Annotated in this window: 23 protein-coding genes; all 23 read right to left on the reverse strand. The window is 65.4% G+C overall.

The annotated features are described in order from the left end of the window. Nucleotides 1-4: 4 nt before the first annotated feature. The 23 genes from KIH45_RS06185 to KIH45_RS06295 all read right to left on the reverse strand — a co-directional run bounded on the left by KIH45_RS06185 (nucleotide 5) and on the right by KIH45_RS06295 (nucleotide 21,805). On the reverse strand, nucleotides 5-2,911 hold the full coding sequence (locus KIH45_RS06185) for a GTA baseplate fiber-binding domain-containing protein (RefSeq protein WP_213175122.1): 2,907 nt from the start codon (nucleotides 2,909-2,911) through the stop codon (nucleotides 5-7). Then, nucleotides 2,901-3,368 carry an NlpC/P60 family protein gene (locus tag KIH45_RS06190; RefSeq protein ID WP_213175123.1) on the reverse strand — a complete coding sequence of 156 codons (468 nt, stop codon included), beginning with the start codon at nucleotides 3,366-3,368 and terminating at the stop codon, nucleotides 2,901-2,903. The genes KIH45_RS06185 and KIH45_RS06190 overlap by 11 nt, the downstream gene beginning before the upstream one ends. Then, nucleotides 3,365-4,303 (reverse strand): DUF2163 domain-containing protein, encoded by a 939-nt coding sequence (locus tag KIH45_RS06195; protein ID WP_213175124.1) that lies wholly within the window; start codon nucleotides 4,301-4,303, stop codon nucleotides 3,365-3,367. The genes KIH45_RS06190 and KIH45_RS06195 overlap by 4 nt, the downstream gene beginning before the upstream one ends. After that, nucleotides 4,300-4,926, reverse strand: coding sequence for a DUF2460 domain-containing protein (locus KIH45_RS06200; protein WP_213175125.1), 627 nt, complete (start codon nucleotides 4,924-4,926; stop codon nucleotides 4,300-4,302). Before KIH45_RS06200 ends, KIH45_RS06195 begins: the two co-directional genes overlap by 4 nt. Further along, nucleotides 4,923-7,715, reverse strand: coding sequence for a phage tail length tape measure family protein (locus KIH45_RS06205; protein WP_213175126.1), 2,793 nt, complete (start codon nucleotides 7,713-7,715; stop codon nucleotides 4,923-4,925). The genes KIH45_RS06200 and KIH45_RS06205 overlap by 4 nt, the downstream gene beginning before the upstream one ends. Before the next feature lie 112 nt (nucleotides 7,716-7,827). After that, the gene (locus KIH45_RS06210; protein ID WP_213175127.1) at nucleotides 7,828-8,556 is read right to left on the reverse strand and encodes a Rha family transcriptional regulator; all 729 of its coding nucleotides are present in this window, start codon (nucleotides 8,554-8,556) and stop codon (nucleotides 7,828-7,830) included. Further along, the gene (locus KIH45_RS06215) at nucleotides 8,553-8,813 is read right to left on the reverse strand and encodes a hypothetical protein (protein WP_213175128.1); all 261 of its coding nucleotides are present in this window, start codon (nucleotides 8,811-8,813) and stop codon (nucleotides 8,553-8,555) included. The genes KIH45_RS06210 and KIH45_RS06215 overlap by 4 nt, the downstream gene beginning before the upstream one ends. Before the next feature lie 339 nt (nucleotides 8,814-9,152). Continuing rightward, complete coding sequence (locus tag KIH45_RS06220) at nucleotides 9,153-9,503, reverse strand: hypothetical protein (protein WP_213175129.1); 351 nt, start codon at nucleotides 9,501-9,503, stop codon at nucleotides 9,153-9,155. Between the two features lie 27 nt (nucleotides 9,504-9,530). Next, entirely contained in the window at nucleotides 9,531-9,782 is a 252-nt protein-coding gene (locus KIH45_RS06225) for a hypothetical protein (RefSeq protein ID WP_213175130.1), read from the reverse strand. Between the two features lie 71 nt (nucleotides 9,783-9,853). Further along, on the reverse strand, nucleotides 9,854-10,477 hold the full coding sequence (locus KIH45_RS06230; RefSeq protein ID WP_213175131.1) for a hypothetical protein: 624 nt from the start codon (nucleotides 10,475-10,477) through the stop codon (nucleotides 9,854-9,856). 8 nt (nucleotides 10,478-10,485) lie between these two features. Then, entirely contained in the window at nucleotides 10,486-11,649 is a 1,164-nt protein-coding gene (locus KIH45_RS06235; protein WP_213175132.1) for a hypothetical protein, read from the reverse strand. Between the two features lie 28 nt (nucleotides 11,650-11,677). Next, complete coding sequence (locus tag KIH45_RS06240) at nucleotides 11,678-11,881, reverse strand: hypothetical protein (protein WP_213175133.1); 204 nt, start codon at nucleotides 11,879-11,881, stop codon at nucleotides 11,678-11,680. A gap of 30 nt (nucleotides 11,882-11,911) precedes the next feature. Continuing rightward, on the reverse strand, nucleotides 11,912-12,379 hold the full coding sequence (locus KIH45_RS06245; protein WP_213175134.1) for a hypothetical protein: 468 nt from the start codon (nucleotides 12,377-12,379) through the stop codon (nucleotides 11,912-11,914). Then, a complete protein-coding gene (locus KIH45_RS06250; RefSeq protein WP_213175135.1) occupies nucleotides 12,379-13,182 on the reverse strand; it encodes a hypothetical protein in 804 nt (267 codons plus the stop codon). The genes KIH45_RS06245 and KIH45_RS06250 overlap by 1 nt, the downstream gene beginning before the upstream one ends. Nucleotide 13,183: 1 nt before the next feature. Next, complete coding sequence (locus KIH45_RS06255) at nucleotides 13,184-13,543, reverse strand: head-tail joining protein (RefSeq protein WP_213175136.1); 360 nt, start codon at nucleotides 13,541-13,543, stop codon at nucleotides 13,184-13,186. 4 nt (nucleotides 13,544-13,547) lie between these two features. Further along, entirely contained in the window at nucleotides 13,548-13,904 is a 357-nt protein-coding gene (locus KIH45_RS06260) for a hypothetical protein (protein ID WP_213175137.1), read from the reverse strand. Between the two features lie 154 nt (nucleotides 13,905-14,058). Then, complete coding sequence (locus KIH45_RS06265) at nucleotides 14,059-15,099, reverse strand: major capsid protein (RefSeq protein ID WP_213175138.1); 1,041 nt, start codon at nucleotides 15,097-15,099, stop codon at nucleotides 14,059-14,061. Between the two features lie 87 nt (nucleotides 15,100-15,186). Further along, nucleotides 15,187-15,558 (reverse strand): head decoration protein, encoded by a 372-nt coding sequence (locus KIH45_RS06270; RefSeq protein WP_213175139.1) that lies wholly within the window; start codon nucleotides 15,556-15,558, stop codon nucleotides 15,187-15,189. A 56-nt stretch (nucleotides 15,559-15,614) separates the two neighbouring features. Then, complete coding sequence (locus KIH45_RS06275; RefSeq protein ID WP_213175140.1) at nucleotides 15,615-17,003, reverse strand: S49 family peptidase; 1,389 nt, start codon at nucleotides 17,001-17,003, stop codon at nucleotides 15,615-15,617. Continuing rightward, nucleotides 16,996-18,705 carry a phage portal protein gene (locus KIH45_RS06280; protein ID WP_213175141.1) on the reverse strand — a complete coding sequence of 570 codons (1,710 nt, stop codon included), beginning with the start codon at nucleotides 18,703-18,705 and terminating at the stop codon, nucleotides 16,996-16,998. The genes KIH45_RS06275 and KIH45_RS06280 overlap by 8 nt, the downstream gene beginning before the upstream one ends. Then, nucleotides 18,705-18,944 carry a hypothetical protein gene (locus KIH45_RS06285; RefSeq protein WP_213175142.1) on the reverse strand — a complete coding sequence of 80 codons (240 nt, stop codon included), beginning with the start codon at nucleotides 18,942-18,944 and terminating at the stop codon, nucleotides 18,705-18,707. The genes KIH45_RS06280 and KIH45_RS06285 overlap by 1 nt, the downstream gene beginning before the upstream one ends. A gap of 172 nt (nucleotides 18,945-19,116) precedes the next feature. Beyond that, a complete protein-coding gene (locus KIH45_RS06290; RefSeq protein WP_213175143.1) occupies nucleotides 19,117-21,255 on the reverse strand; it encodes a terminase gpA endonuclease subunit in 2,139 nt (712 codons plus the stop codon). Next, nucleotides 21,248-21,805 (reverse strand): hypothetical protein, encoded by a 558-nt coding sequence (locus KIH45_RS06295; protein ID WP_213175144.1) that lies wholly within the window; start codon nucleotides 21,803-21,805, stop codon nucleotides 21,248-21,250. Before KIH45_RS06295 ends, KIH45_RS06290 begins: the two co-directional genes overlap by 8 nt. Nucleotides 21,806-21,813 lie beyond the last annotated feature (8 nt).

Genomic DNA, 21,813 nt, shown 5'->3' on the forward strand with positions numbered 1-21,813 from the left:
TCGATTATCCCGTGATGGTAAGCGGATACCCGCGCAGGTTCAGCGTCGGGTTCATTTGATAGAGGCGGGCCGTGACCGTACCCTGCGCCGATCCGAAATCGGTCACCTGGTCGGCCTCGGCATATGTGATCGGCAGGGTGGCGGCAGCAATCGTGCGGACGACGCTTTCGCCGTCCATAACGTCCAGTTCCCACGCCTCGGATGCTTCGCCCAGCGGCACGTCTTGCCCGTTCAGCGTCGTACCGCCCACGCGGGTGCGTCGCGTCGCATCGAACTGCCAGTCGGCACCGCTCTGTTCGGCAATGCCGCTGACCGGCGCATAGGGCTTGTGCGTCGCGCCGGTGTAGGGAACGGCAAAGGCATCGGCCTCGCTCGCCCCGCGGCCCACCGTGCTGACGATGTAGCTGTCGGTATCGCCGATCTCGCTTGCGCCAAGATCATGGCGCTGAACCGATCCCAGCAGGATGAAGCGTTCGTCCGCGCCGTGCGTCCCCATCGCCCATTCGGTCCCGCGCCGGCCGCGCAGGAACCCGGTCAGCTGGTACGTCAGCGGGGCCGTCAGCGTCGCGGTGCGGAACTGCACCACTTCGTCGCCGATCAGCGCGAGGTTCAGCGTGCCGTCGTCCAGCATGTCCTCGTAAGTCGTGCTCAGCAGCTCGCCCGATTGGAGGACAACCTCGACGCTGCTGCCGTCATCGAAGTTGAACGGTTCGGCATCGGGCAGGACATCGCTCATCACCCCGATCTCGCTGGCAAGGTCGCTGGCAATCGTGTCCCAGTCGGCTGCAAAACTTTCGGTCTCGCCCGTGTCGCTCTGCGCGAACGACGCACCGGGCCAGCTGCGCGTGTCGTCGGTCGGCCCAGCGGCCAGGTACGCGAAAGGCACCGACTGGTCGTGCGCGTCGATCAGCAGCGGCAGGTCCAGCACCGCGCCGGTTGTCGGCGACGGAGCATATATCTCTGCCGGCGGAATGCCGTCCGCGCTGGCGCCCGCCGCGCTCGACAGGCCGGTCAGGCTGGGAATGTCCGATTCCCATTCGGCCTGCATCACGCCGTTCGCGCCCAGCGTCAGCTTCGCGCACTTCATCGAAATCGGCTCGCCGTCGAACGACAGCGTATAGACGTCGCCGGGTTCGACCGCGATGTGCCGCCGCGACAGATCGGCATTACCCCTCGTGCGTTCCCACCACTTGCGGCGCAGGAACCGGTCCGCGTACCTGCGCGCGGGCGTCGGCGTCAGCGCCAGCGTCGTCAGGTCCAGCGTCAGTTCGCGCACGGTGCCCACTTCGTTGCCGCGCCGCTGCGATACTGCCGTATTGGTCTGCTGGTCCGAATCGATATCGGCAAAGTTGAAGAACACGCGGCGGGGCAAGTCGCTGTCGGCTGTCGATTCCAGCACCCAGCGCGGCTCTGCCTTCACGAAATCGGTGATCGCTCCTTGCGACGCCATGCTGCGCGGCAGGCCTTCCAGCAGGAAATCGTGCGGGCGCACGTCAAAGTCGTAGACGTCCAGAAGCGGCCCCGCGATCTGCTTGACCGACCCCTGGGTCCAGCTGAACCCGTCCACGACGACATCGTCCAGCGCGCTGTAATCGAAATCGCCGGCCTCCAGCCCCGCGCGCAGCGACAGGTCGGTCATGATGTCGGCCAGCGTGAAACTGGTTCCGCCCGCGCCCGTCGTGATTGTCAGGTGCCGCAGGTTCGCGGTCGAGTTGTCGGCCAGGCCAGCCGTAAGTCCGGCAGACAGTTCGAACCGGATTTCACCGATATCGAAATCGAAGGCCTGCGTGCGCGACAGCGAGCGGACCCCGTCGCTCATCGACAGGGAATTCTTTTTCGAAACGTAGGCACCGCCCATCGATGGGGACGGCAAATAGGAAAGCGAATCGACCGGATTGGATAGCCACAGGCCTGCAAGGTCATCGGGATCGCTGTCGAAGGTATAGCGAACTTCTGCGCCCCACGATTCGAGCGCATCGTCGGAAACGATCGAATGCCCGAACCTGACCGGCTCGACTTCGCTGCCTCCACCGGGCGGGGACACGAAGGTCGCCACAAAGTCGTAGGTACCGCTGATGCCCGATGCATCACTGGCAAGGATCATGTCCCTTACGGTATCGGTCAGCTGCGCCCGCGAACTGGTGCGCTTCACGCCCGGATCGATCGATCCGTCGCTCCTGAACCGCCAGGCCCCGCCGCTCACGTCGCCGGGATACCAGGTGTTGAGCCCGCTGCCGTCGCCGCCGTCCTCGAAGATATCGGTAAGGGCCGCAGGCTCTCCGTTAATCGTGTAGACCCCGTTGTAGAAATCCATGTCGATCACCACGCCGCCACCGGTCTCGGCCTCGACCGTCACGATGGGCAGGCGGTTGCCCAGTTTTTCCAGCGGGATGCGTTCGAAGAAAATGTAGGACTGGTGGCGATAGGCAGGGCAGGTGCCTTCGCCCTGCTCGGCCTCGACCGTTGCCAGCATCCGCGGATCGGGCATCTGGTCTGCGCTGCCGAAATAAAACCGCATGTTCGCGTCGAGCTCGTAATCGTCGTCCAGCTCGTAAAGCGGCTCGCTCGCCGTCACGTCGTAGACAAGGTGCCCGTCGAACTTGATCTTGCGGATCTGTCCGATCGGGTGATCGGCAACGTGAATCGCCCAGGTCCCGAAATAGGTATATTCGTTGTACTTTCCGCCCTTGGTCTTCCGCCTTTTCTTCTTCTCCTCGATATCCTCGGCGAAAAAGCACGGGCAGGTCAGCCACCGCCGCCCGTAGAAATAATTGAACGGGGTGCCATAGTCGGCAACTGTCGCGTTCAGATCGGTGACGCGCGGCCCCTCGATGGTCTGGCTGGCCTGCATCGCCATCTGCGCCGCTGTCAGCGCGACGGTGACGGCCAGCGATACGGGATCAACGGCCATGTTCGTTCCCTCCGTTCACGGCGGACGGCACGTCGCCACCCCTCCAGTTCCAGATGCTATCGACAGCGCGGGCCCAGACATGCCCCATCGGCACTTCGATGACCCGCATCGGCCCCGCCGAATAGCAATGGATCATTCGGCCCTGCCCTGCGTAGATCGCAAGGTGCTGGGTCCGCCCCGCCACTTTCAGCAGCAGGACCGCGCCTTCGCGCACGTCACGCGCGCGATCGAACACGGCGACCATGCCTGCCTTCAGCACGTCCGGGCGCACCCGCGCGCCATACCCTGCAAAGTTTGCCTCGAAACTTCCCGCACCCGGCAGGTCCAGTTCGCGCGCAACCCCCGCGACCAGCCCCTTGCAGTCACAGCCGACACCCTTGGCCGACTGGCCCCATGCGAACGGCGTGCCGATCCAGCCACGCGCGGCCTCAATGATCGTGTGTCCCGATGCGGTCATGGCGGCGTCAGGCCCCCTTCGCTGCCGCCCACCAGCGTCCCGCCGGCGAACTGCCGCCCGCCGCCCGATCCGGGCGTGGCGATCTTCATGTACTTCTCGGTCCCCGGCACTTCGGGATGCCCGCCGAAGTTGATGACGTTGTCATAGGTCAGGCACGTCGGCAGCGTTTCGTCGTCCGACTTGCGCAGCTTCGAACAGCCGCGAAACAGGTTCAGCGTGTCGCCGACTTCAGGTGCCGCCGGCAGCGCCGCAAACAGCTCGAGAGCGCCGCCTTCATAGCGGAACACTTCGGCCTCGATCCCGGCCAGCGCGCCGGTCAGGAACGTCACGTCCCCGCCGTCGAAGAAGTTGTCGGCCTCGCCGTCCTCGTCGACGGTGAATTCGAACGTGCTGGTCACGGCGGTGACGGTGCAAGGGTATGGCGTGCGCGTCGCCGTGCACTTCCCGTCGCCGAAATCGTATGTGCAGTACGGCGACTGGACCCGCCCGATCACCTGGTTCAACGCATCGGCATGGTCGCGCACTTGCAGAATCCACTTGCCGCCTTCGATCCGGCAATCGGCCACCCGCCCGCACAGGATCGGCACGACCGGCAGGGTTTCCGCAACACCCGGCGACGTCCACGCCAGCCAGACTTTCGCGTTCTGCCAGTAATGGCCCCGCACGCGCTCCGCCGTGAATTCGCCGCCGACCGGGCCCGACAGTTCGAAGTTGCTGGACTCCATGCCCAGCGCCATCGTCACCGCCGACGCGACCATCCCGGGGCTCGCCACGTCGGGATCCTCGCCTGTGCCCAGGTCGATCGTCAGCGTGCGGTTCCATGTCGTCAGCGCGACGCGGTCCCCGTTGCGCGGCTGAAGCACGACGCACTCGGCACCCTTGCGCGGCGACTGGGCAATGACATCGGACAGAAGAGCAGGAACGGTGCGTGTCACGGACGCACCTCTTGCAGCGGCACCGATCCGACACTGCGCGAATTGATCGTGTCCCAGCTCACCGACAGCAGGTCTTCGGTAAAGCGCACCGGCACGTCGAATTCGTAACCGCAGGTGATGATCACGTCGGTATCGGGGGCTACGGCAAAGGTCACCGTGCCGTCGCCGCGCTGGACGGTATAGCCGCCCACCTGCACCACGCCGTCGAAGGCCACCACGACGGTTCCGGCAACCGGCCACTTCACGGGCTGGTCGTATGTGCCGCCCGCATCCCCGTACCGCTTGACGATGTCGAACACCGTGGTCGCCCCGTCGCCGGTGCCCAGCGGCTGATCGGTGGCGGACGGGTCCGACCGGCCATCGGCATGGCTGGTATATTCGATCCAGTCTTTCAGCAGGAAGGCGCGCGATGCGCCGCGGCGCGCGCGGTGGAACGCGCGCAGGGCGGCGATATCGGCAGGCGAACGGGCATTGTGCGCGATGTCGTACTGCGCCAACGGGTCTTCCCACCGTTCCTCGCGGTCCTCGTGCCCCGAATCCAGCGGCACGACGTAAGTCATGAAGGCCGCGCCGCCACTGGACCCCTTGGACCAGTTCTCGGGAAGACGGACGTCATCGATCATTTCTCGACACTCCCGGCCAGCCCCTTGCGGGCGGCCCTTGCAAGGCCCGACTGGGTGGCGCGGTTGATCATGCTGCCGGTGCGGCGCGGATCGGCCTGCTGCGGCACGTTGATCGTCTGCTGGACGATCGTGGTGCCGGCATTCGAAACAAGCTGGTGCGACTGCTGGTTGCTATGGACGCGAAGGCCGCCGCCCCGGGTCAGTTCCATCAGCTCGCGCCCGTTCTCGCCCACCCAGAACGGCCGCCCGACCGGCAGCCTGTCGGTGCCCGAGGCAAAGTTCATGATGCCGCCGGTCATGTTCGAACCGTCGCCATATCCGGCAAAGGCACCCGCGCCCGCGCCGCCGCCCGAACTTGCCGACAGCGCCGAAATGCCAAGGCTCAACAGCCCGCCAAGACCGCCGCCCCCACCGCCGCCGCCAAACGACATCGATGCGATGCGCGTGACGAAATCCATCATCGCCCCGTCCATGCGGTTGAGGCCCAGTTCCATCGTGCCCAGTGCGCCCCCTGCGCCCAGCGCCTGCGCGCCCAACTGCGAAAGATCGTCGCCGGTCCCCAGCGCAAGCGCGCGTAACGCCTGCGCGGCCAGCAGGCCTTCGGTGCCCACCCGCGCCAGCGAACCGGCGGCGGCATCGCCCGCGATCGGCAGGTCCGCGCGCGCGGCGGCCACGTTCTTGTCGCGGTTGTTGCCCGTCAGCCCGTCGATGAAATCGGCAACGGGGTTCTCGATGTTCTGGAACAGCAGCCTTTCCAGCGGCAGGCGGATCAGTTCCATCAGCACGTCGCGCGCGCTGCCGCCGTTCAGGACAAGGTCGCTCAGCGTGCGGCCCACGTCTTCGCCGAATCCGCGCCAGGCATGGGCCGATTCGTTGGCTTCGTAGCGGATGTCCGCATAATCCTCGGCCAGCTGCTTCATCCGCCGGTCAAATTCGTCGGCGGTGGCGGTCCCGTCCCGAAGACCTTGGACCCACCTGTCCACCTCGTCGTTCAGCCGCTCCAGCGGCGTCTTCACCATCTCGGCAAAGGCGCGCGCTTCGGCCTGCCGCTTGTTGAATTCGGCAGTGGCATCGGCTGCATCGATCTCGCGCGCGGCCAGCACGCGCAGCTGCTCGGCCTTTTCCTCGACCGCATCGGTCGCGGCCCGCGTCGCCGCTGCCTCGTCGAAGGCGGTACCGGCGGCCAGTGCCGCTGCACGGCGCGCCTCGACCTCTTTCTCGATCTCGACGCGATTGATGCGCCGCGCCGCCGCCTCGATCGCCTGACGGCGTTCGACAGCCTTCAGCGCCGCGCCTTCCAGCCCGACTTTCTCTTCGGCCTCCTGCGCGCGCAGGGCATAGCTGGCAACGACATCGGCATTCGATTCGATGACCCGGTCCGCCGCCACGCGGGCCTGTTCTGCCTCGCGCTTGATCCGCTCTGCCTCGCGCTCGGCATCGGACTTCCCGCTGCGCCGCCCGCGACCACCCCCGCCGCCCTTGGGCTTGTCGCCCCAGCGGCGATCGATCTCGTCCTCGATGTCGCTCAGCGATTCACCTTTGTTCCCCTGCAATTCGCTCAGCAGAGTCTCGGCATAGTTGCCTTTGAACATGAAGCCGTCTTCGGCTCCGTCCTGGTAAAGCTTGCCTCTAACGGTGGCCAACTGATCGCGCGCCGACTGGCGGCTTGCCTCACTGCTGAAAAGCCCCCGTCCCTCGGCCTGCGCGGTCAGCGACCGTTCTGCCCGCACAAGTTGGAACTTACGCCATGCTGTCATCGCCTCATGGGTCCGGACAGTGACCCAGTCGAGCGCCGAGGCGATCCCGTTCAACATCGCGATCGCGACCGGCGACGCATCCTCGCCGAACGAAGTCTTCAACCGGTCCCAGCTGTCGCCCAACCGGTCCGACGCCGTGGTCAGCCCGTCAGGCCCGTCGCCAGCCATCTGGCGCAATCCGTCGAGGTAGACGCGTTGCCCGTCAGCTGTCTGACCGAGTTCGGCCAACTCTAAAATAGCTCGTTTGACCGGCGGATAAAGCCCATCGGTCGCCTCGAAAAGCGCCTTCACGTCGTTTTTGGCGAGCGCGGTCAGGGCTTTGCCAGTCGATTCAGCTACTTCCGTAACATCGACACCAAGCGCATCGGCAAGCAGCGCCGATACCTGCAATGCTTCTTGCAGTCCGGCGGCAGTCAAACCCGGAACCTTGGCCAAGGTCGCAGCCGCCTGCAGGGCAGCTTCTTCTGTCTGAAGGGTACTCTCCTTGACCCCCTTGGCCATCCCTTCGATCTGCGCTGCCGAAGCCTCGGTGAAGTTGCCGGTCATAGCCAGCTTGGCATGAAACGCATCTACTGCGCGCTCGTGCTCCATGTAGGCTTCGGCGCTGGCGTTCACGAACCGCGCGGCAACCGCCAGGGCCGTGCCCGCTGCCGCACCGGCGGCGGCCACGCGGGTCAGGGACGGGCCGGCCTCTTCGGTTGCCTGGTAGATCGATTCCCAACCGGCCGCCGTCTCGCCCAGCCCCTCGCGCATGGCGTTCTGTTCCATGCGCACTGCGCCAAGGATCGTCTGCTGGCGCTGCTGCTGGTACTCGGCAGGGTCCTGAAGCCTCAGCGACTGGAACTCGGGCGAACGATCGATGGCATCTTTCGCCGCGGCCACCGCCCGCTTCAGGCGCGCCGTGTATTCGCTGACTTCCTTGTCGGCCCCGTTGGCCGACCGCGCGACTTTGGAAAACGCGGCGTCACCGGCTGCGCCGACACGCTTGAAGTCGCGCTCCACCTCCCCGATGCCGAGGACGCGGAGGGCCATGTTGATTGCGCGATCACTCGACGCCATGAGGTAAGCTCCAACGGGTATCGGGCCGCGCAGCAAGGCTGCGCAGCCGGTTGATTTGATCCGGAAGGGTCAGTTCGTGGTTAGATCAGGTGACCAGTCGAAGACCGGTTCTCAGCATATTGCCTTGTGAAGACTTTTTGGACGGGTAGCCCATATGCGTAAGCGCCCGCCCGAAATTAGTCTGATTCTCGGCGATCTCGTCGTTGTCGTGGCACCACTGCTCGTAACTCTTGAACAGCGCGCTTGAATGGCACTGCGCCGCGTCGTCGATCAGAACGCGATATTCCATCCATGACGAAATAGTCTCAGGCAGTTCGTAGCCAGTCGCCAATTCGTAACGTATCTCGTCGGTCCTCGCGACTTCGGGCAAGCCCAATTGCGGCCACAACCTACGGGCGACGGGTCGACCGAACAGCTGCCTTGCTTCACGAACCACGGCGAGGGCCGGCGCAAGCTCCAGCGCGTCCAGTACGACCGGCGCGTCGCTCCGCTCCGCAAGTTCCGTCTCCATCCGGTTGAACGCCTCGATGTAAGCGAGCTTCCAATCGAGCGCCTTTTCGCCGGTGAACCCCATGGCGAGCAACGTGAAACCATCGCGATCCATGTCGAAGGCCCGGACTTCACGTTCGCCGCCATTGGGCATTTTGACCTTTGCCGATGTTCGCCGAAAGTTCGACGCACATCGCGTCGCCTGTTTCGACAGAATGTCGTCGATCGAGGCGAGCACGTTTCGGTGCTCTTTCTCAAACACCTCTGCCACCGTCCGACTACTAGTCGTGATCCCGAAATCCGTCCGCTCCACCAACGCGTTCATGCCTGCCCCCCCCCCACGGGCTGGACGCTGGCGATCACCAGCGTGTCCTGCACCACCAGTTCGAGGCAGAACAGCATGTTCTGGACTTCGGGCGGGACGACGTCGCTGTGCTTCAATCCGAAGATCAGCGATTCCAGCGCGCCGAGTCTTTCGCACACGCTGTTGAGCTTCTGGGCCGGTGATCCGGTAACTTCGTTCAGGAAATCGGTTGTCACCGCATCGCGGCGAAAGCTAATGACTTCGGCAGCCTGACGCATGGGTTTGCTCCGTGCAGATGGTTAGGGGCGGTTGAGTGGGCCAACACTCTTCCGTCCCGCATTAAATCGCGCTAAAAACGTCCCGTGTCAATAAATCCTGCTAAAAAATCACAGCGCGGGCGCCCACGGGTCGATAGCGAGGCCGTGAATATTCGCGTCGAACGCGACCTCCTGAACTCCCTCGACGATTGGATTTCACGACAGGACGACAATCCTTCGCGTCCCGAGGCAATCCGGCGTTTGCTCCGATTAATTCTCAACGATCGTTCAAACTGAATCCGATGTGCGCTTAAATTTCAGCGCACATCAGTATGGTTCGCCATCTCCCTCGATCACCTCTCAGCGCCGGTCTTTTTCGTCGGGCAGCATAATACCCATATCGTCCGCCACCACCGGCGCGATCGTCGCGCGATGCGCAAGCCACTCGACTACGCTATCGAAGGCGACGCCGTCTGATGTCGTGATGCTTGAAACCCGCCTAATCTCGTAAACGCGCCGAGTCCGGTCATCGGTCGTGTAGCCGTCAAGATAGACACCATTAGGACCGCTGAGGATGCACGTCGCCTCAAGTTCTTCCGGCTGAGCAGCCCGATCGTGAATGATTGTAATTTGCTGCCCCTGAATGTGGATCGGGATAAGCTTCAGCGAATTACGCCATTTGCGCCAATACAGTTCGTCGTCTTCGGTCATGGTCCCCCCATGGCCGCGCTTTATCCCCTACTTTCTGGCTTCCCGCAATTCCGCGTCGCGCGCGTCCTGCAGCTTGCGCCAGGTCACGAGCACGACTTCGATCGAAGCGGCGGTCATTGCCGCCTGGTCCTGCACGCCGCCCGCTTCGGGCAGCGCGCCGTCCCGCCAGTTTCGCGCCAGACGGATGACCTCGAAGCAATCGCCGTCGAGATAGTCCGGATGGACGTGAAGCCAGCGGATCCCCGCCGCCTGCTGGCCGACGAAGCTGTCGCCTTCCATCGGGCAGGCCGGGGTGAAATCCTCGCCGCCGGCAAACGCCTCCGGGTCGAAGGCATAGGCAGCGGCGATGATCAGTTTTTTCTTTGCGTCTCGTCCGGCGCGATCAGCCGGAAGGCAAAGGTGGCAAGGTCGGTGCGATGCGCGGCGGGAATCAGCGCATAGCTTTCGGGCGTCATCAGCCCCTCGGCGTCGGCCTGCACCCGCACGCCGCCGATTTCGGTCAGCAGCAGGCGCACGATCTCGATACGGCTCACGCTGTCCCAGTAGTTCCGGTCGGCCACCAGCTCGCCATAGGGTGGCCAGTGCCGTTCCAGCGTCGCCTCGATCGCCATGATATCGGCGCGAAGGCTGGCCAGCTTCGAAAGCCGGTCGGCTTCCATCTGGCCCAGCTTCACTGCCCGCGCCTTCTGGTCGGGCTCGTCGATATCATTCTCGTCGGTCGGCTTCAGCAGCCCGTAGTAGTCCTCGACGATGGCCTGCTGCCGCTCCGCCTCGGCACCCTCCCCCGCGATCCGGCCCAGCTCGGCCAGCCCCGCCACCGCCGCCACGCGGAACTCGGTGGCCGAAGGGCGCCGCACCATCTGCTTGGCAAGGGTGCGGCTGATCCGGGCGGGATCGTAAATCGTCGGGGTGCGGAACCGGTACTGCGTTCCGCCAAGGTCGCAGACGTGCGTGTCCTGTACGCTTGCCAGCATCGCGCGCCTCAATAGAACAGCATGTAGACCCAGCTGTCCGGGCCGTAAGGCTCGAACGGCAGGCCATCGGCGCTGATTCCGTCAAGGTCGTCGTCTTCCTTGCCGGTGTAGACGATCGACGGCAGGTAAATCGAAACGCGGTTGCCCGCCGTCTCGCCCCAGTTCAGCCACAGCTTGCGCTGGGTGCCCGCGACCATGTCGGCAAAGGCGTTGCGATCGGTCAGCGTCAGGACCTGCGGATTGATGCGGCCTGTCGGCTTGCGGCGGGTTACCCGCGCCGGTTCGTAGCCGTATTCCTCGCCCGGGCAGTCCGCCATCACGATCTCGTTACCGAAATCCAGCGTGAAGTTGCGGAAGCAAACGCGCTGGTCGTCAAGGAAGGCGTCGGCGCTGCGCAGCGGGCGCGGGCGAACCTGGTCGAACACGGCGCCGGTCGGATTGGCGACGCCTTCGGGATCGGCCAGCTTGCCGCGCAGCGTCGCGGTGAATTTGCCGGTCTGGCGGGTCTGGATCGCAAACGACAGGTTCGCTGCAGCGCCCGTGATCTTCTCCAGGATGGCGTTACCCGCGCCCGAATTCTTCTTGTAGAGATAGTCGGTGATCGTCTTCAGCGCGGTCGACGCAGGCACGAACAGGTTGCCCGCATGCACGACATATTCGGTCGTGGCATCGGGCACCGTGGTCCACGCCGGGCTGACCGTGGCGACCTTGCTGGTGGTATCGAACGCGGTGATAACGCGGGTCTGGCCGCTACCGGTACCCCCGTCCGTCGTGATGACGAATCCGGTCAGGTCGGTCGCAGGTGTTGCCGCTGCCAGCGTGATCGTGCCTGCCGCGCCGGCCTGCGCCGTGTCGTCGAGGTCCGATGCCAGCGTCGTCATCGCCAGCGCAGCTGCCTGCAGGTACGGCGTGAACTCGGGCTCGGTGCCCGGCGTGCCGCTGCCCTTGGCGAAGAAGCGGTGCGTGCGCTCCATGTAACCGCCGCCGACGATCGACTGGGTCGTGTCCAGCGAACCGGTCACCTCGTCAGTTTGCTCCAGTTCCATGTTCGGCGTGGCGCGCGGCTCTTCCACCAGCACTGCGTCGGTTGCGGGCGCAGGCACGGCATCGGTGCCCGAAGTCGTCTCGACCTTCGCGGTCACGAGCCGGTTGCGGGTCAGGAAATCGCTCATGGGGTGATCCTTTCAGGTCCCGGAATGATCAGGTGTCGGCACCCGGCGCGGTATCGCGCGCGGGCTTTGCAGGCTTGGCCTTGGACTTGGCAGCAGCTGCCGCGTCGGCCTTCCGGCGCGCTTCCTCGCGCGCCTCTTCGTCGATGTTGCGAACATTGCCGCTTTCGATGATGCGCGTGTCGCCGCTCCGCGAGGCATATGCCTTGCGGTGCTTGGGGGTATCCTCGGCCATTTGGCTTGCTCCTGTGGTCTGTCCCTGCCGCTACGGGCCGGGGTTCGATGCGTCGCCCTCGCGGGCCATGTAACGGGCGGCAAAGTCGCAGAACTGCCCGGCCAGCACGTCCGCGCCGTCCATCGCGCGGCCGATCTGCGGTTCGCTCAGCGCGCCGCGCCGGATCTCGACGACAAGGCCTGAAAGCTGCACGTCGTCAGGGTCGGTCAGCGCATCGCTCACCGCGACGAAGGCCGCGTCCAGCTGCTCTTCGGCACTGCCGTCCGCCGTCTCGCGGACCATCCAGCCCACGCCGAATTCCAGCCAGACTTCCTCGACCGATCCGGTCAGCCAGTCGGGCTCGCGGTCACCGCCATGCAAAAGCAGCAGTGCGTCCAGCTGGTCGGTCCCGATCGGCGTGCGCGGGTTTACCAGCACGCTCGTGAATTCCAGGTCGGCCTTCACCGCGTCGAGCTTGGCTTTCACCACGGCAAGGATCTGTGCGCGCAGTGATGCCATCAGGCCGCCCCCGCCACGCCTGCGCCGCCGCCTTCGGACAGCCTCTGACCCAGAAGGGCGTCAAAGTGCCGTTCAAAGATCGCGCCGCGCTGGCCCATGATCGTCTCCAGTCCCTGCAGGCTCGGCTTGAAGGTCAGGCTCCTGACCAGCGTTGCCAGCAGCTCGGTCCCGTTCGCCGCACCCGGCTTCGATCCGCGTTTGCGGCGCAGCTGGAACAGCTTCTTGCCGTCGTCGGCTTCGACGAAGAAAACGTCCTTTTGCGAGATCGGGAAGAACCCGGACTGCCGCATCATCTGGCCCTTGCCGCGCCGGTCCAGCCTGATCCAGTCCCCGCTTTTGGGCTTCACCGTGCCGCCGCGCATGTGCAGCAGCAGGAAGTCGACGAAGCCGCCAGCGCCGCGGTAACCGAACTTCGAATAGATCAGCGACGTGAACTGGCCCTTCTCGGCCACGTCGTCGAACGTCACGCTCTGCACCGATGCGTTGGACACGCGCCGGTGCTGGTTGCCGTGCATTTCGGAACCCGTGAAATGCGCATCGAGAAAGCTGCGCATCTTCTGCTTCAGCTCGTCGGTGCTGGTCACCGCCGCCTCGATCGAGCTTGACCGGATGGCAACCGATCCCTGCACCAGCGCGGCATTCATTTCCGCCGCGGCTTTCGTGCCCAGGAACTCGATCGCGAAACCCTGCCCCCGCACGCCCTGGTAATCGGCACGCGCAAGGGCCTGGTTGTGAAAATTCATGTAACGCGTCGTGCGCGTGTTCTTCGGGATCATGCCCGATGTGCGGGGCGCGCGGGCCATGTCAGGCGCTCCTGTCGACCAGCTCGCACGACCACAGGGCCGCCGTCTGGTCCTTGACCGGCATGTCCGCCACTTCGAACACTTCGCCGGTTTCCATGCCGTCCGCCTCGTCCAGCATCCGGAACGTGCCCTTGCGCGCCACCAGTGCCAGTTCGGCCCGCTGCGCATAGATATGCAGCTGCGCGCCCTTGGCCTGCCGCTCGCCCGCGTCGAACAGGGCGCGGCCCTGCCCGCGATCGACGATGACAAGGCAGGCCTCGCCTTCCTCGATCGCGCCGCCCGGTGCCACGTAGACCGCCGCCTCGGCGTATTCCTCGGTGCTGAAGAATCCCGCCAGGTCGGCGACGGTCTCGACCGGCATGGCGTCAGTTACCGCCTTGCGGGGTCTTGGCAGCCGCCGTCTGCAGCGCATCGCGCTCTGCGGTCAGCGCCTCGACCTGTTCGGTCAGCGTGGCGACTTCGGCCTCGGCCTTCTCGGCGCGCTCCTCGGCGGCCTTCAGCGCGGCATTGTCGCCCTTGGTGCCGGTATCGGCGACGCGGGCTTCGACTTCGACGATATCGCCGCGCAGCTTCAGCGCATCGAGATCCTTGCCCGACAGGCCCAGTTCCTTGGCCTTGTCGGACGTCAGCTCGTCGCCGCTCTTGACGGTGACGGGCGCGTCTTTCTTCGCCCCGCCGGTAAGCTCGCGGGTCGCCACGAGGATCTTTGTAGATTTGGCCATGTTGATCTCCTGTCCTGTGGGCCAAGCGAGGACGGTGCCCGTAACGGGCATGCCTCACCGCGCCGCCCCGCAAGGGACGGCCCGATGAAGACGGGAGCGCGAATGGAGAGAAGGGGACCCGCGCTCCCGCCGTCTGGTGGCTAAGGGTGGGGCCTTAACGCACCGTCGCCGCAAGCGAGGCGTTGACCCGCTTGGGAGCAAGGATCGGTGCCGTGATGGTTTCGACCCACTGCGCGCCGGTGTTCGGATCGATCCATTCGTGCGGGAAGTATTCGCCCTTGCGGAAACGGTTTTCCGCGTGCTGGACGACACCGCACATCTTCGAACCGGCATAACCTGCGCGGCTGCCCATGATCACCGAATAGTCGGGGATCAGCTTCTCGGTGGCGAAGCTCTCGTCCATCTGGACGTCGTTGTAGACGTAGAACTCGACCGAACCGATGCGGCCCTTGAACTGGGGCGCGCCGGGGACACCAGCGGTAAAACCCAGCTCGATTGCGGCGGTCTGGCCCAGCGTGCGGTCCAGTGCTTTCTCCGTCTTCGGATCGGCGGCGAAGTAGTTCCACGCCAGGCGGTCCATCACGACGATGTCGACCGCGCTGCCCGACTGCTCGCCCACCGTGTTCATCCACGTGTCGACGTCGTCATGGGGCGACACGCCGCTTTCGCCCCAGCGGGCCGTGGTCAGCAGCGTCTTGGTCAGCGTGCCGGCGCGGTTGAAATCGACGACGGTCGACGGATAGTCGTCGCCCGAGATCGTGACCGAACCGGTGCGCAGGATGGAACTGGCCATCCATTCGCGGGTGCGGGCGATGCGCGTCATCTGCGCTTCGAGATACATCTCGCGGATCGCGGCTTCGCGGTCTGCGGCCGACATCTCGCCGCCGATCGCCTCGCCAGCCATCCGGCGCAGGACTTCCTTGCCGGTGATCTGGTTCTTCGGCTTCATCGACGCCGGGATGATGGTTTCCTTCTGGAAACCGCGCGGCTGCTGGATCTTGCCCGGCGCAAGCGGCGCGACGAACGGGGCGCGGCGCATGTCGTCGAGCACGCGGTCGAAATAGACTTCGGCCGTGTCGAACTCGAACACGTCGGGGAAGAAGGCCAGCTGCAGGAAGCTGCCTGCAACGAAGGCACTGGGGACGAGCGGCATCAGCTCGTCACGCGAGAAAGTATCGTGATTAAGGTCGGTCATGGGGTCCTCCCGAAAAGAAAACCCGCCAGGGCCGTCTGGCCGGGGCGGGTCAGGGCCTCACGGCCCGAGCTGATGTTGAAAGGCCGGTCAGTCGTCGATCGGCAGGCCGATGGCGCGCATGGCGTCGCGGATGCTGGCGATGGTGTGACCCGTGCCCAGCGTAAGCGCCGAACCGACGACGCCGCCCGAACAGGTCTCGTAGCAAAGCACTTCGATGTCTCCGCCCGATGCGTCAGCATCATGCGCCAGGACGAGCGCCACGTCTTCCGAGCCGTCGCCCGCAGCCGACGCCGACAGCTTGTACTTGCCGCCCGACGTGATCTTGCCGAGCACGGCCCCTGCCGAACGTACTTCGCCCGACAGCAGGGTAACCACGCGCGTCGTATAGGTGCCGCCCGCGATGATCTGGGGATCGGTCACCGGCGTACCGGCCGAATAGGCCGCATTTTCGTATGCCATGGATGTTCTCCGAAAGCCGGGCAGCCCACGCCCGGGCTTCTATGGGCGATTGATGATCAGGCCGGGGTCTTCGCCGCAGCCTTGCGGGCAGCGTAAGCCTGTCCGCGATTGCTCTCGGGCTGGGCCGTCGGGTTGGCCGACGCGCCGGTTTCCGGCAGGTCGCCCGACTGGACGGCTTCCTTGCCCGCCGCTTCCAGCGCCGCACCCGTGCGGGCCTTGGCGGCCTTTGCCTGGGCAATGGCATAGTCGCCTGCGCTGGTGCCCGCCGAGATCGCCTCGGTCAGGCCTGCCGACATCTTCGAACCGCCGTCGATTTCGGCCAGCGCGACAATGCGCTCGCGTTCGGCGGTCTGGCCCTCGGTCACACCTGCGGCATGGCCTTCTGCGCGCGCCGCCTCGACCTGCGCGTTGATGGTTTCCGGCTGCTGATCCGCCGCCGGCGCGGTTGCTTCGGTGCTCATCGCGGTTTCCTTCCTTGCTGAGCGCGCTCCGGACGGAGCAGTTGATCCCGACGATGCCGGGGAATTCACCAGCTGCTCGAACTCGACCATCGAATCCTTCCAGCTCATGACCTTGTCGGCGAGCCCTGCGGTCACTGCCGCCTCGCCGCTGTAGATGCGGGCTTCCTGCGCGCGCACCGCGTCCTCGCCGATCCCCCGCGCCTCGGCGACATGGGCGACGAAGCGCGAGGTCGCGATGTCGATGCGCGACTGGATATCGCGCGCGACGTCTTCGGGAAGCGGCTCGAACGGATTGCCATCGGCCTTGTGTGCGCCGCCGGTGAACATCGTCACCTTGATGCCGTCCTTCTCCAGCGCGCCCGAGAAATCGGCGTGCATCGCGATCGTGCCGATCGAACCGGCATAGCCCAGCTCGTGAACCGTCACTTCGTCGGCACAGCAGGCAAGCGCATAGGCTGCCGAACAGCCCATCCCGCGGATCATCGCACGCATCGGCTTTTTGCCGCGCCGCGCCATCAGGATCGACGCGCACTCGTACAGGCCCGCGACTTCGCCACCGGGGCTGTCGATATCGAGCAGGATGCCGCGCACGTTCGGGTCGTTGTCCGCGCTCTCGACCGATGCCGCGATCCCGTCATAGCCGGTAAAGCCCGACGACGGCCCGATGCCGTTTTCCGCCACCGTCTCACCGCGAATGACGACGTGAGCGACGCCTGCATGCACGAACATCAGGCGCTCGGCCGCTACCGAACCGGCACGGCGATCGACACCGCCACGCGCTTCGATCTCGACCCGCGCATCGGCGGCCATCGCTTCCAGCTCGCCCAGCGCCAGCGCACGGCCATCGGTCGGCACGAACAGCTGCGACACGTCGAGCCGGTCGCCGACAGCGCCCAGCACCACTTTCGCGGTCTGCGGCAGGACTGCCAGCGGCTGATTGAAAAGGCGCGCTATAATACCCGCGCGCGAATATGCCCTATTCATCGGTCTTTTCCTCCTGGTCGGACCGTTCGCCCCCGCCGTCCCCTGCACCGGCATCCGCAGTCTTCGTGCCCCCGCCCTGCTGGTTGGGGATCGGCAAACCGCCGTCCACGAACTTGCGATGCTCTGCGGTGCGGCGCTCGACGTTCGCGTCGAAGTCGCCGCCGTTGATCGAGGCCGCGATCTGCTGGCCGGTCTGCCAGGCATGCGCCTCGTGCAATTCGAAGGCCTTGGCCTCGCGATAGGGGTCCAGCGAAATCTTGCCGTCGCCCGCCCAGCGCACCGAACACCACGCGGCACGAAGGCGCGGATCGTCGAGGAAACCCGGCAGGTCGTAGACGCCGCGGGCCACCTGTTCGTAGATCCAGCATTCACGTGTCGGCGCGCACCAGTCGGCGGCGAACCGGTCGAACCGGCGAACGATTTCCTTGTAGAACAGCTCCAGCTCGCCCTTCGACGCCGTGTAGCTGTTGTTGAACCGCGCCATCAGGACACCGAACGGCGTGCCCGTTGCCGCGCCGATCATCGTGACCAGCGTCTCGAAGAACTGCTGGTAAACCGGGTTCTTCGCTTCCGGAGACACCAGCGTGACTTCGGTATTGTCCTCGGTCTCCAGAACCATGCCCGGTTCCATCGCGATATTGCTGCTGGCAGGGGCCATCGCCGTTTCCGGAATGCCGTCAGCCTGCACCAGCTCGCCGGTACCGTATTCGGGCTCGGGCATCGCCTGCGCCCCCGGCGACTTGTAAATGACCGCCAGCATCGACTGTAGCACCAGCGACAGCGCCGCCGCATCGGTCGCGTCCATGAACACGCGTACCAGTTCCAGCACCGGTGCCAGGAACGGCACGCCGCGCGCCTGTTCGGGCCGCTTCTTGTCGAAGACGAGCACGGCAGTCGGCAACCGGCTTTCCTTGCCCCATGCCTCGTACCGCCGCGTGTCGCCCTGCCGGCGTGCAGAGGCGTAGGGCTCGCGCGCCTTCTGCAGGACATGGTAGGCTTGCGCCGCGCCGAACTGGTCCTGCTCGACACCGCCGACGACCACCGGACCGTTCTCGCCGCCATAGCGGTGGCCCTCGGTATGACCTGCCGGACTGACGATGCGATCTGCCTCGACCAGCTTCCACGCCGTCATGTGGACCCGACCGATCTGCTCTTCCGGCCAGCAGCGCAGGCCAAGACAATCACCCGATTCCAGCATCGCGCGAAGCACGATCTGCTGCAGCCCGTAACCGGTCGCGGTGCGTTCCGCGTCGGGGTCCTTCGACGTCATGTATTCGTCGAAGTCGCGCATCATCCGCGCGGTCCAGTATTGCTTCTCTTCCGCCGTCAGGCCCAGCAGGTCTGCGTCCAGATCGGGAATGGCCATCAGGCCCGTCCCGACCGTGAAGGTCACGTTGCGCTCGATCGCCGCCGTCGCGGGCGGCAGGTTCATCGCCGCGTCGCGCGACCGGCCGATCAGTGTTTCCTGACGGCCCAGCCCGTCGCTGTTCGCCGACTTGGGCCGCGCGAACCATCCGCGCGTCTGACGGCGGTCCGACTGCCCCGCGCGATATCCGCCGCGACGGTCGATGCCGCCACCCGGTTCGGTAACGGCTGCGGCCATCGCGCTATAGCTTGCCCGTGCGGCAAGACGGCGCGCACCCCGTGCGGGGGACACCGCCGCGATCGCGCGGTCCAGCATGGTCGGTCGGATCGGTTCCATCAGCGGCTCATGTTGACGAACCGGCGCGCACGGCCGCGCCGCAGCGTCGTGCCGCAGGCCACCGCGTAATCGGCCTCGGCCTGCAGCTTGCCAGCGCGAATGTCCTTCAGGCTCGCGCGGGTAAGCCGACGACCGTCCGGCATCTCGTAGGACTGGTTGCGCAGTACCGCGAGCTCGGCTTGCTGATAGGCAGCAACGAGCGCCGCGAGCCGCGCGATTTCCTCGCTCGACGCCGCCATGGGGTTCATCCTGTCAATGTGTGGTTGGGGGCGGCGCGGCCCATCCGGTCTTCACCGGACATGAAAAAACCCGCCGTCTTGGGGCGGGTTTCCGATTGGCGCGCGACGCCGATGCTGTTGGGTCTGTCAACCAATTCGAAAAGGGTCAATCTGCAAAAACCCGTTTTGCCTGTCAGCCCGCCCGGCGCGACCGGATCGTGCGCCGCGGCCTTGTCCGCATTCTCGCGGATTTCTGCGGCTTTGCGATCTGCACAACCGGGCTCGGTTCGGGTTCGGCATCGCTCGTTTTTTTCGTATCGATCGGCGCGCGCTCCAGTTTGGCAGGTGCGCCGCGCGGCGGGCGAGCCCATTCCGGCACCCATCCCAGCGCCGAGTCGTCGCCGCCGAATCGCAACAGCACCGTGCGCGCATAGATCATCAGGTCCCACGTTTCGTTGGCATCGTGCGGATCGCGCACCCAGACGTCGCCCTGCAGCGTCTCGGCGCGCAGCTCCGCCAGGTATTCGATCGGCACGTCGAACGGGAACTGGACATAGCCGGGACCATCCTCGCGCCGGTTCAGCGCCGTGTTCGCAATGTGCTTCAGCCGCGAGACGTTCGGGACATAGAGCTCGGCCTGTGGCGCGCCTTTGATCTGGCGCTTGGCATCGATCGTCGGCGGCGGCAGCTTGCGCGCCTTGGGATTGTTGCCGCCCTTGATCAGCGTCAGCGCGGTGGGCGGGATCGGCGCGCGGCCCGATCCGGCATCGCCCGTCACCATCGCATGCCACCAGGCAAAGGCATTGTCGGTCGCCGAATCCAGACCGCCCGTGTCGACGGCGGTGTTGAACAGCTTCATCCGCAAGTGCGGGGCCCCTGCCAGCGGATAAGTCCGGCTCATGACCTTCTCGTGGATGACGCCCCAGTCTTCGGGCCGCGTGAACGGCCGCAGCGGGCGTTGCTTGCCGTCTTCCTCGACTGTCAGGATCGGGAAACGATCGATCAGCCAGGCGCGGAAGTGCTGTCCGAAACCCCAGACCGCGACTTCAAAGCGGTTGCCCTGCTGGTCGATCGACGCGATCAGGATCTCGACGCCGGGCGGAACCTCGCCCATCGCATAGGCCGATGCGCGCGACCGCGTGACCAGCTCGTCTTCGCTGACCGGTGCCTCGCCCGATTGCCGCGCGCGATAGTTCCGGCCAAGGATCGTCTGGTCGAAGCTCTTCAGCTTGGACTCGTCCTGCTCGTACTCGAGCGCGATCTCGGCCTCGCGGGCAAGCCGCGCGATTTCCGACCAAGGACGGAAGCCCTGCACCCCGTCGAGCCGGAACGAGGCGCGCGTGTTGGCCTCCAGTTCGCCGGTCTTGCCGGTCTCCTCGTCCTTGCGCGACACCGCAGTCTCGCCGCGCCCGACCCAGCGGAACGTCTCCATCAACCGGCGCTTCAGCTGCTGCGGATGAACCGATCCGCAATCGGGGCAGATCATCGCCGCCGATGCCGCGGCGTCGGCAGGGCTTCCGCCCCGGTCGAAGTCGAGCCGCTCGAACTCCATCGCGAAGGGGAAATGGCATTCGAGGCAGTCGACCCACAGCCGCTCGTTCGTGCCCGCCGACACGAAAGCCTCGATCCCCGCGCGCGGCCCCAGCTTGGGCGAACTGTTGACGTACAGCATCGTCTGTCCGAACGCCGAGAAACTGCCCATGCGCCCGCGTGCCAGCGAAATCGCGTCGCCCTGGTCGTTGATGTCAGTCGGGATCTCGTCAAGATCGTCCAGGCGAATGCGCGAAAACGGCAGGGCACGAAGGCGTGAACCGGTCGGCCAGTAGAAGAAGAAATCCGCGCCGTAGAACCGCTTCAGGTGGATCGTGTCGGATCCGGCACCGGGCAGCAACCGCGCCTCGGCCGCCGCAACGCCATCGCACTCGACGGCGTTGGATATCATCTTCTCGAACTCCTTTTTGACGTAGCCTTCGATCAGGACGCGGTCCGGCCCGATGAACAGCATGTCCGCCTGGTCGTAGATGATCGTGTGCAGCTGCCAGTTGTTGCCGATCTCCGACTTACCGACCTGACTGGGCCCCATGACCCCGCATTCGCGATAGGGCGATTCGGACCACAGGCAGTCCATGATCCGGTTCAGATGCTCGACGAAGAACGGCCCGCCGCCCCACCGACCCGAATAGGCGCCGGGATTGTCCAGCTCGCGGTGCCGCTCCGCCGACGTCGAAATCGCGACCCGCTCGGGAAACCGCATCTGCTGAAGGCACGAACCTACCATCGCGCGAACGTCTACGAAGGACAGGGCATCATGCTGGCCGACATGTTCAAGCATCGCTGCCCCCCTTGTCGCCGGGCATCACGAAGGCATCGACGAAACCGTTGACCGCCCGTTCTATCAGGTCGCGAAGGGGGCGGACCTCTTCGGGTGTCATACCCATTTGCGCCGCATACTCGCCGGGGATCATCTGGAAACGCCGCCGCGCCTCGACAGCGGCATGCGAAAGCAGCGGAACCAGGTCACCGACTTCGGCCAGCTCGCCCATGACCCGGCGCAGCTTGATCCGCTCCATCGCCGCCGCATATTCATCGCGCCGCGCCTTGCCCGACAGCGCAAGGGCCTCCTCGCTCTCCGCCTGGTCTCCCAGCACGTCCAGACGCAGCTGCTGCAGCTTGGCCTGCCGCTCGATCGATGCATTTTCTTCGTCTTTGCGCCGTGCCCGCCACCAGGTCATTCCGCCTTCCGCATCGATCTGGTAGGGCCGCCCCCTCTCGCCCCGCTCAATCAGCCATGCCGGGTTGCCTTCGACGGCCCGGACATACCCGCGCATGGTCTCGCTCGTGACCCCGCACAGTTCCGAAAACTCGTCGATATTGACGATCATCGCCCCCG

It is taken from the genome of Croceicoccus gelatinilyticus (assembly GCF_018398395.1).
Lineage (GTDB): Bacteria > Pseudomonadota > Alphaproteobacteria > Sphingomonadales > Sphingomonadaceae > Croceicoccus > Croceicoccus gelatinilyticus.

Bases quoted from the DNA above. Each gene is read 5' to 3' on its own strand.
- KIH45_RS06185 (WP_213175122.1), bottom strand. From the start codon at position 2,911: ATGGCCGTTGATCCCGTATCGCTGGCCGTCACCGTCGCGCTGACAGCG.
- KIH45_RS06190 (WP_213175123.1), bottom strand. From the start codon at position 3,368: ATGACCGCATCGGGACACACGATCATTGAGGCCGCGCGTGGCTGGATC.
- KIH45_RS06200 (WP_213175125.1), bottom strand. From the start codon at position 4,926: ATGATCGATGACGTCCGTCTTCCCGAGAACTGGTCCAAGGGGTCCAGT.
- KIH45_RS06205 (WP_213175126.1), bottom strand. From the start codon at position 7,715: ATGGCCCTCCGCGTCCTCGGCATCGGGGAGGTGGAGCGCGACTTCAAG.
- KIH45_RS06210 (WP_213175127.1), bottom strand. From the start codon at position 8,556: ATGAACGCGTTGGTGGAGCGGACGGATTTCGGGATCACGACTAGTAGT.
- KIH45_RS06215 (WP_213175128.1), bottom strand. From the start codon at position 8,813: ATGCGTCAGGCTGCCGAAGTCATTAGCTTTCGCCGCGATGCGGTGACA.
- KIH45_RS06220 (WP_213175129.1), bottom strand. From the start codon at position 9,503: ATGACCGAAGACGACGAACTGTATTGGCGCAAATGGCGTAATTCGCTG.
- KIH45_RS06225 (WP_213175130.1), bottom strand. From the start codon at position 9,782: ATGGAAGGCGACAGCTTCGTCGGCCAGCAGGCGGCGGGGATCCGCTGG.
- KIH45_RS06230 (WP_213175131.1), bottom strand. From the start codon at position 10,477: ATGCTGGCAAGCGTACAGGACACGCACGTCTGCGACCTTGGCGGAACG.
- KIH45_RS06235 (WP_213175132.1), bottom strand. From the start codon at position 11,649: ATGAGCGATTTCCTGACCCGCAACCGGCTCGTGACCGCGAAGGTCGAG.
- KIH45_RS06240 (WP_213175133.1), bottom strand. From the start codon at position 11,881: ATGGCCGAGGATACCCCCAAGCACCGCAAGGCATATGCCTCGCGGAGC.
- KIH45_RS06245 (WP_213175134.1), bottom strand. From the start codon at position 12,379: ATGGCATCACTGCGCGCACAGATCCTTGCCGTGGTGAAAGCCAAGCTC.
- KIH45_RS06250 (WP_213175135.1), bottom strand. From the start codon at position 13,182: ATGGCCCGCGCGCCCCGCACATCGGGCATGATCCCGAAGAACACGCGC.
- KIH45_RS06255 (WP_213175136.1), bottom strand. From the start codon at position 13,543: ATGCCGGTCGAGACCGTCGCCGACCTGGCGGGATTCTTCAGCACCGAG.
- KIH45_RS06260 (WP_213175137.1), bottom strand. From the start codon at position 13,904: ATGGCCAAATCTACAAAGATCCTCGTGGCGACCCGCGAGCTTACCGGC.
- KIH45_RS06265 (WP_213175138.1), bottom strand. From the start codon at position 15,099: ATGACCGACCTTAATCACGATACTTTCTCGCGTGACGAGCTGATGCCG.
- KIH45_RS06270 (WP_213175139.1), bottom strand. From the start codon at position 15,558: ATGGCATACGAAAATGCGGCCTATTCGGCCGGTACGCCGGTGACCGAT.
- KIH45_RS06275 (WP_213175140.1), bottom strand. From the start codon at position 17,003: ATGAATAGGGCATATTCGCGCGCGGGTATTATAGCGCGCCTTTTCAAT.
- KIH45_RS06280 (WP_213175141.1), bottom strand. From the start codon at position 18,705: ATGGAACCGATCCGACCGACCATGCTGGACCGCGCGATCGCGGCGGTG.
- KIH45_RS06285 (WP_213175142.1), bottom strand. From the start codon at position 18,944: ATGGCGGCGTCGAGCGAGGAAATCGCGCGGCTCGCGGCGCTCGTTGCT.
- KIH45_RS06290 (WP_213175143.1), bottom strand. From the start codon at position 21,255: ATGCTTGAACATGTCGGCCAGCATGATGCCCTGTCCTTCGTAGACGTT.
- KIH45_RS06295 (WP_213175144.1), bottom strand. From the start codon at position 21,805: ATGATCGTCAATATCGACGAGTTTTCGGAACTGTGCGGGGTCACGAGC.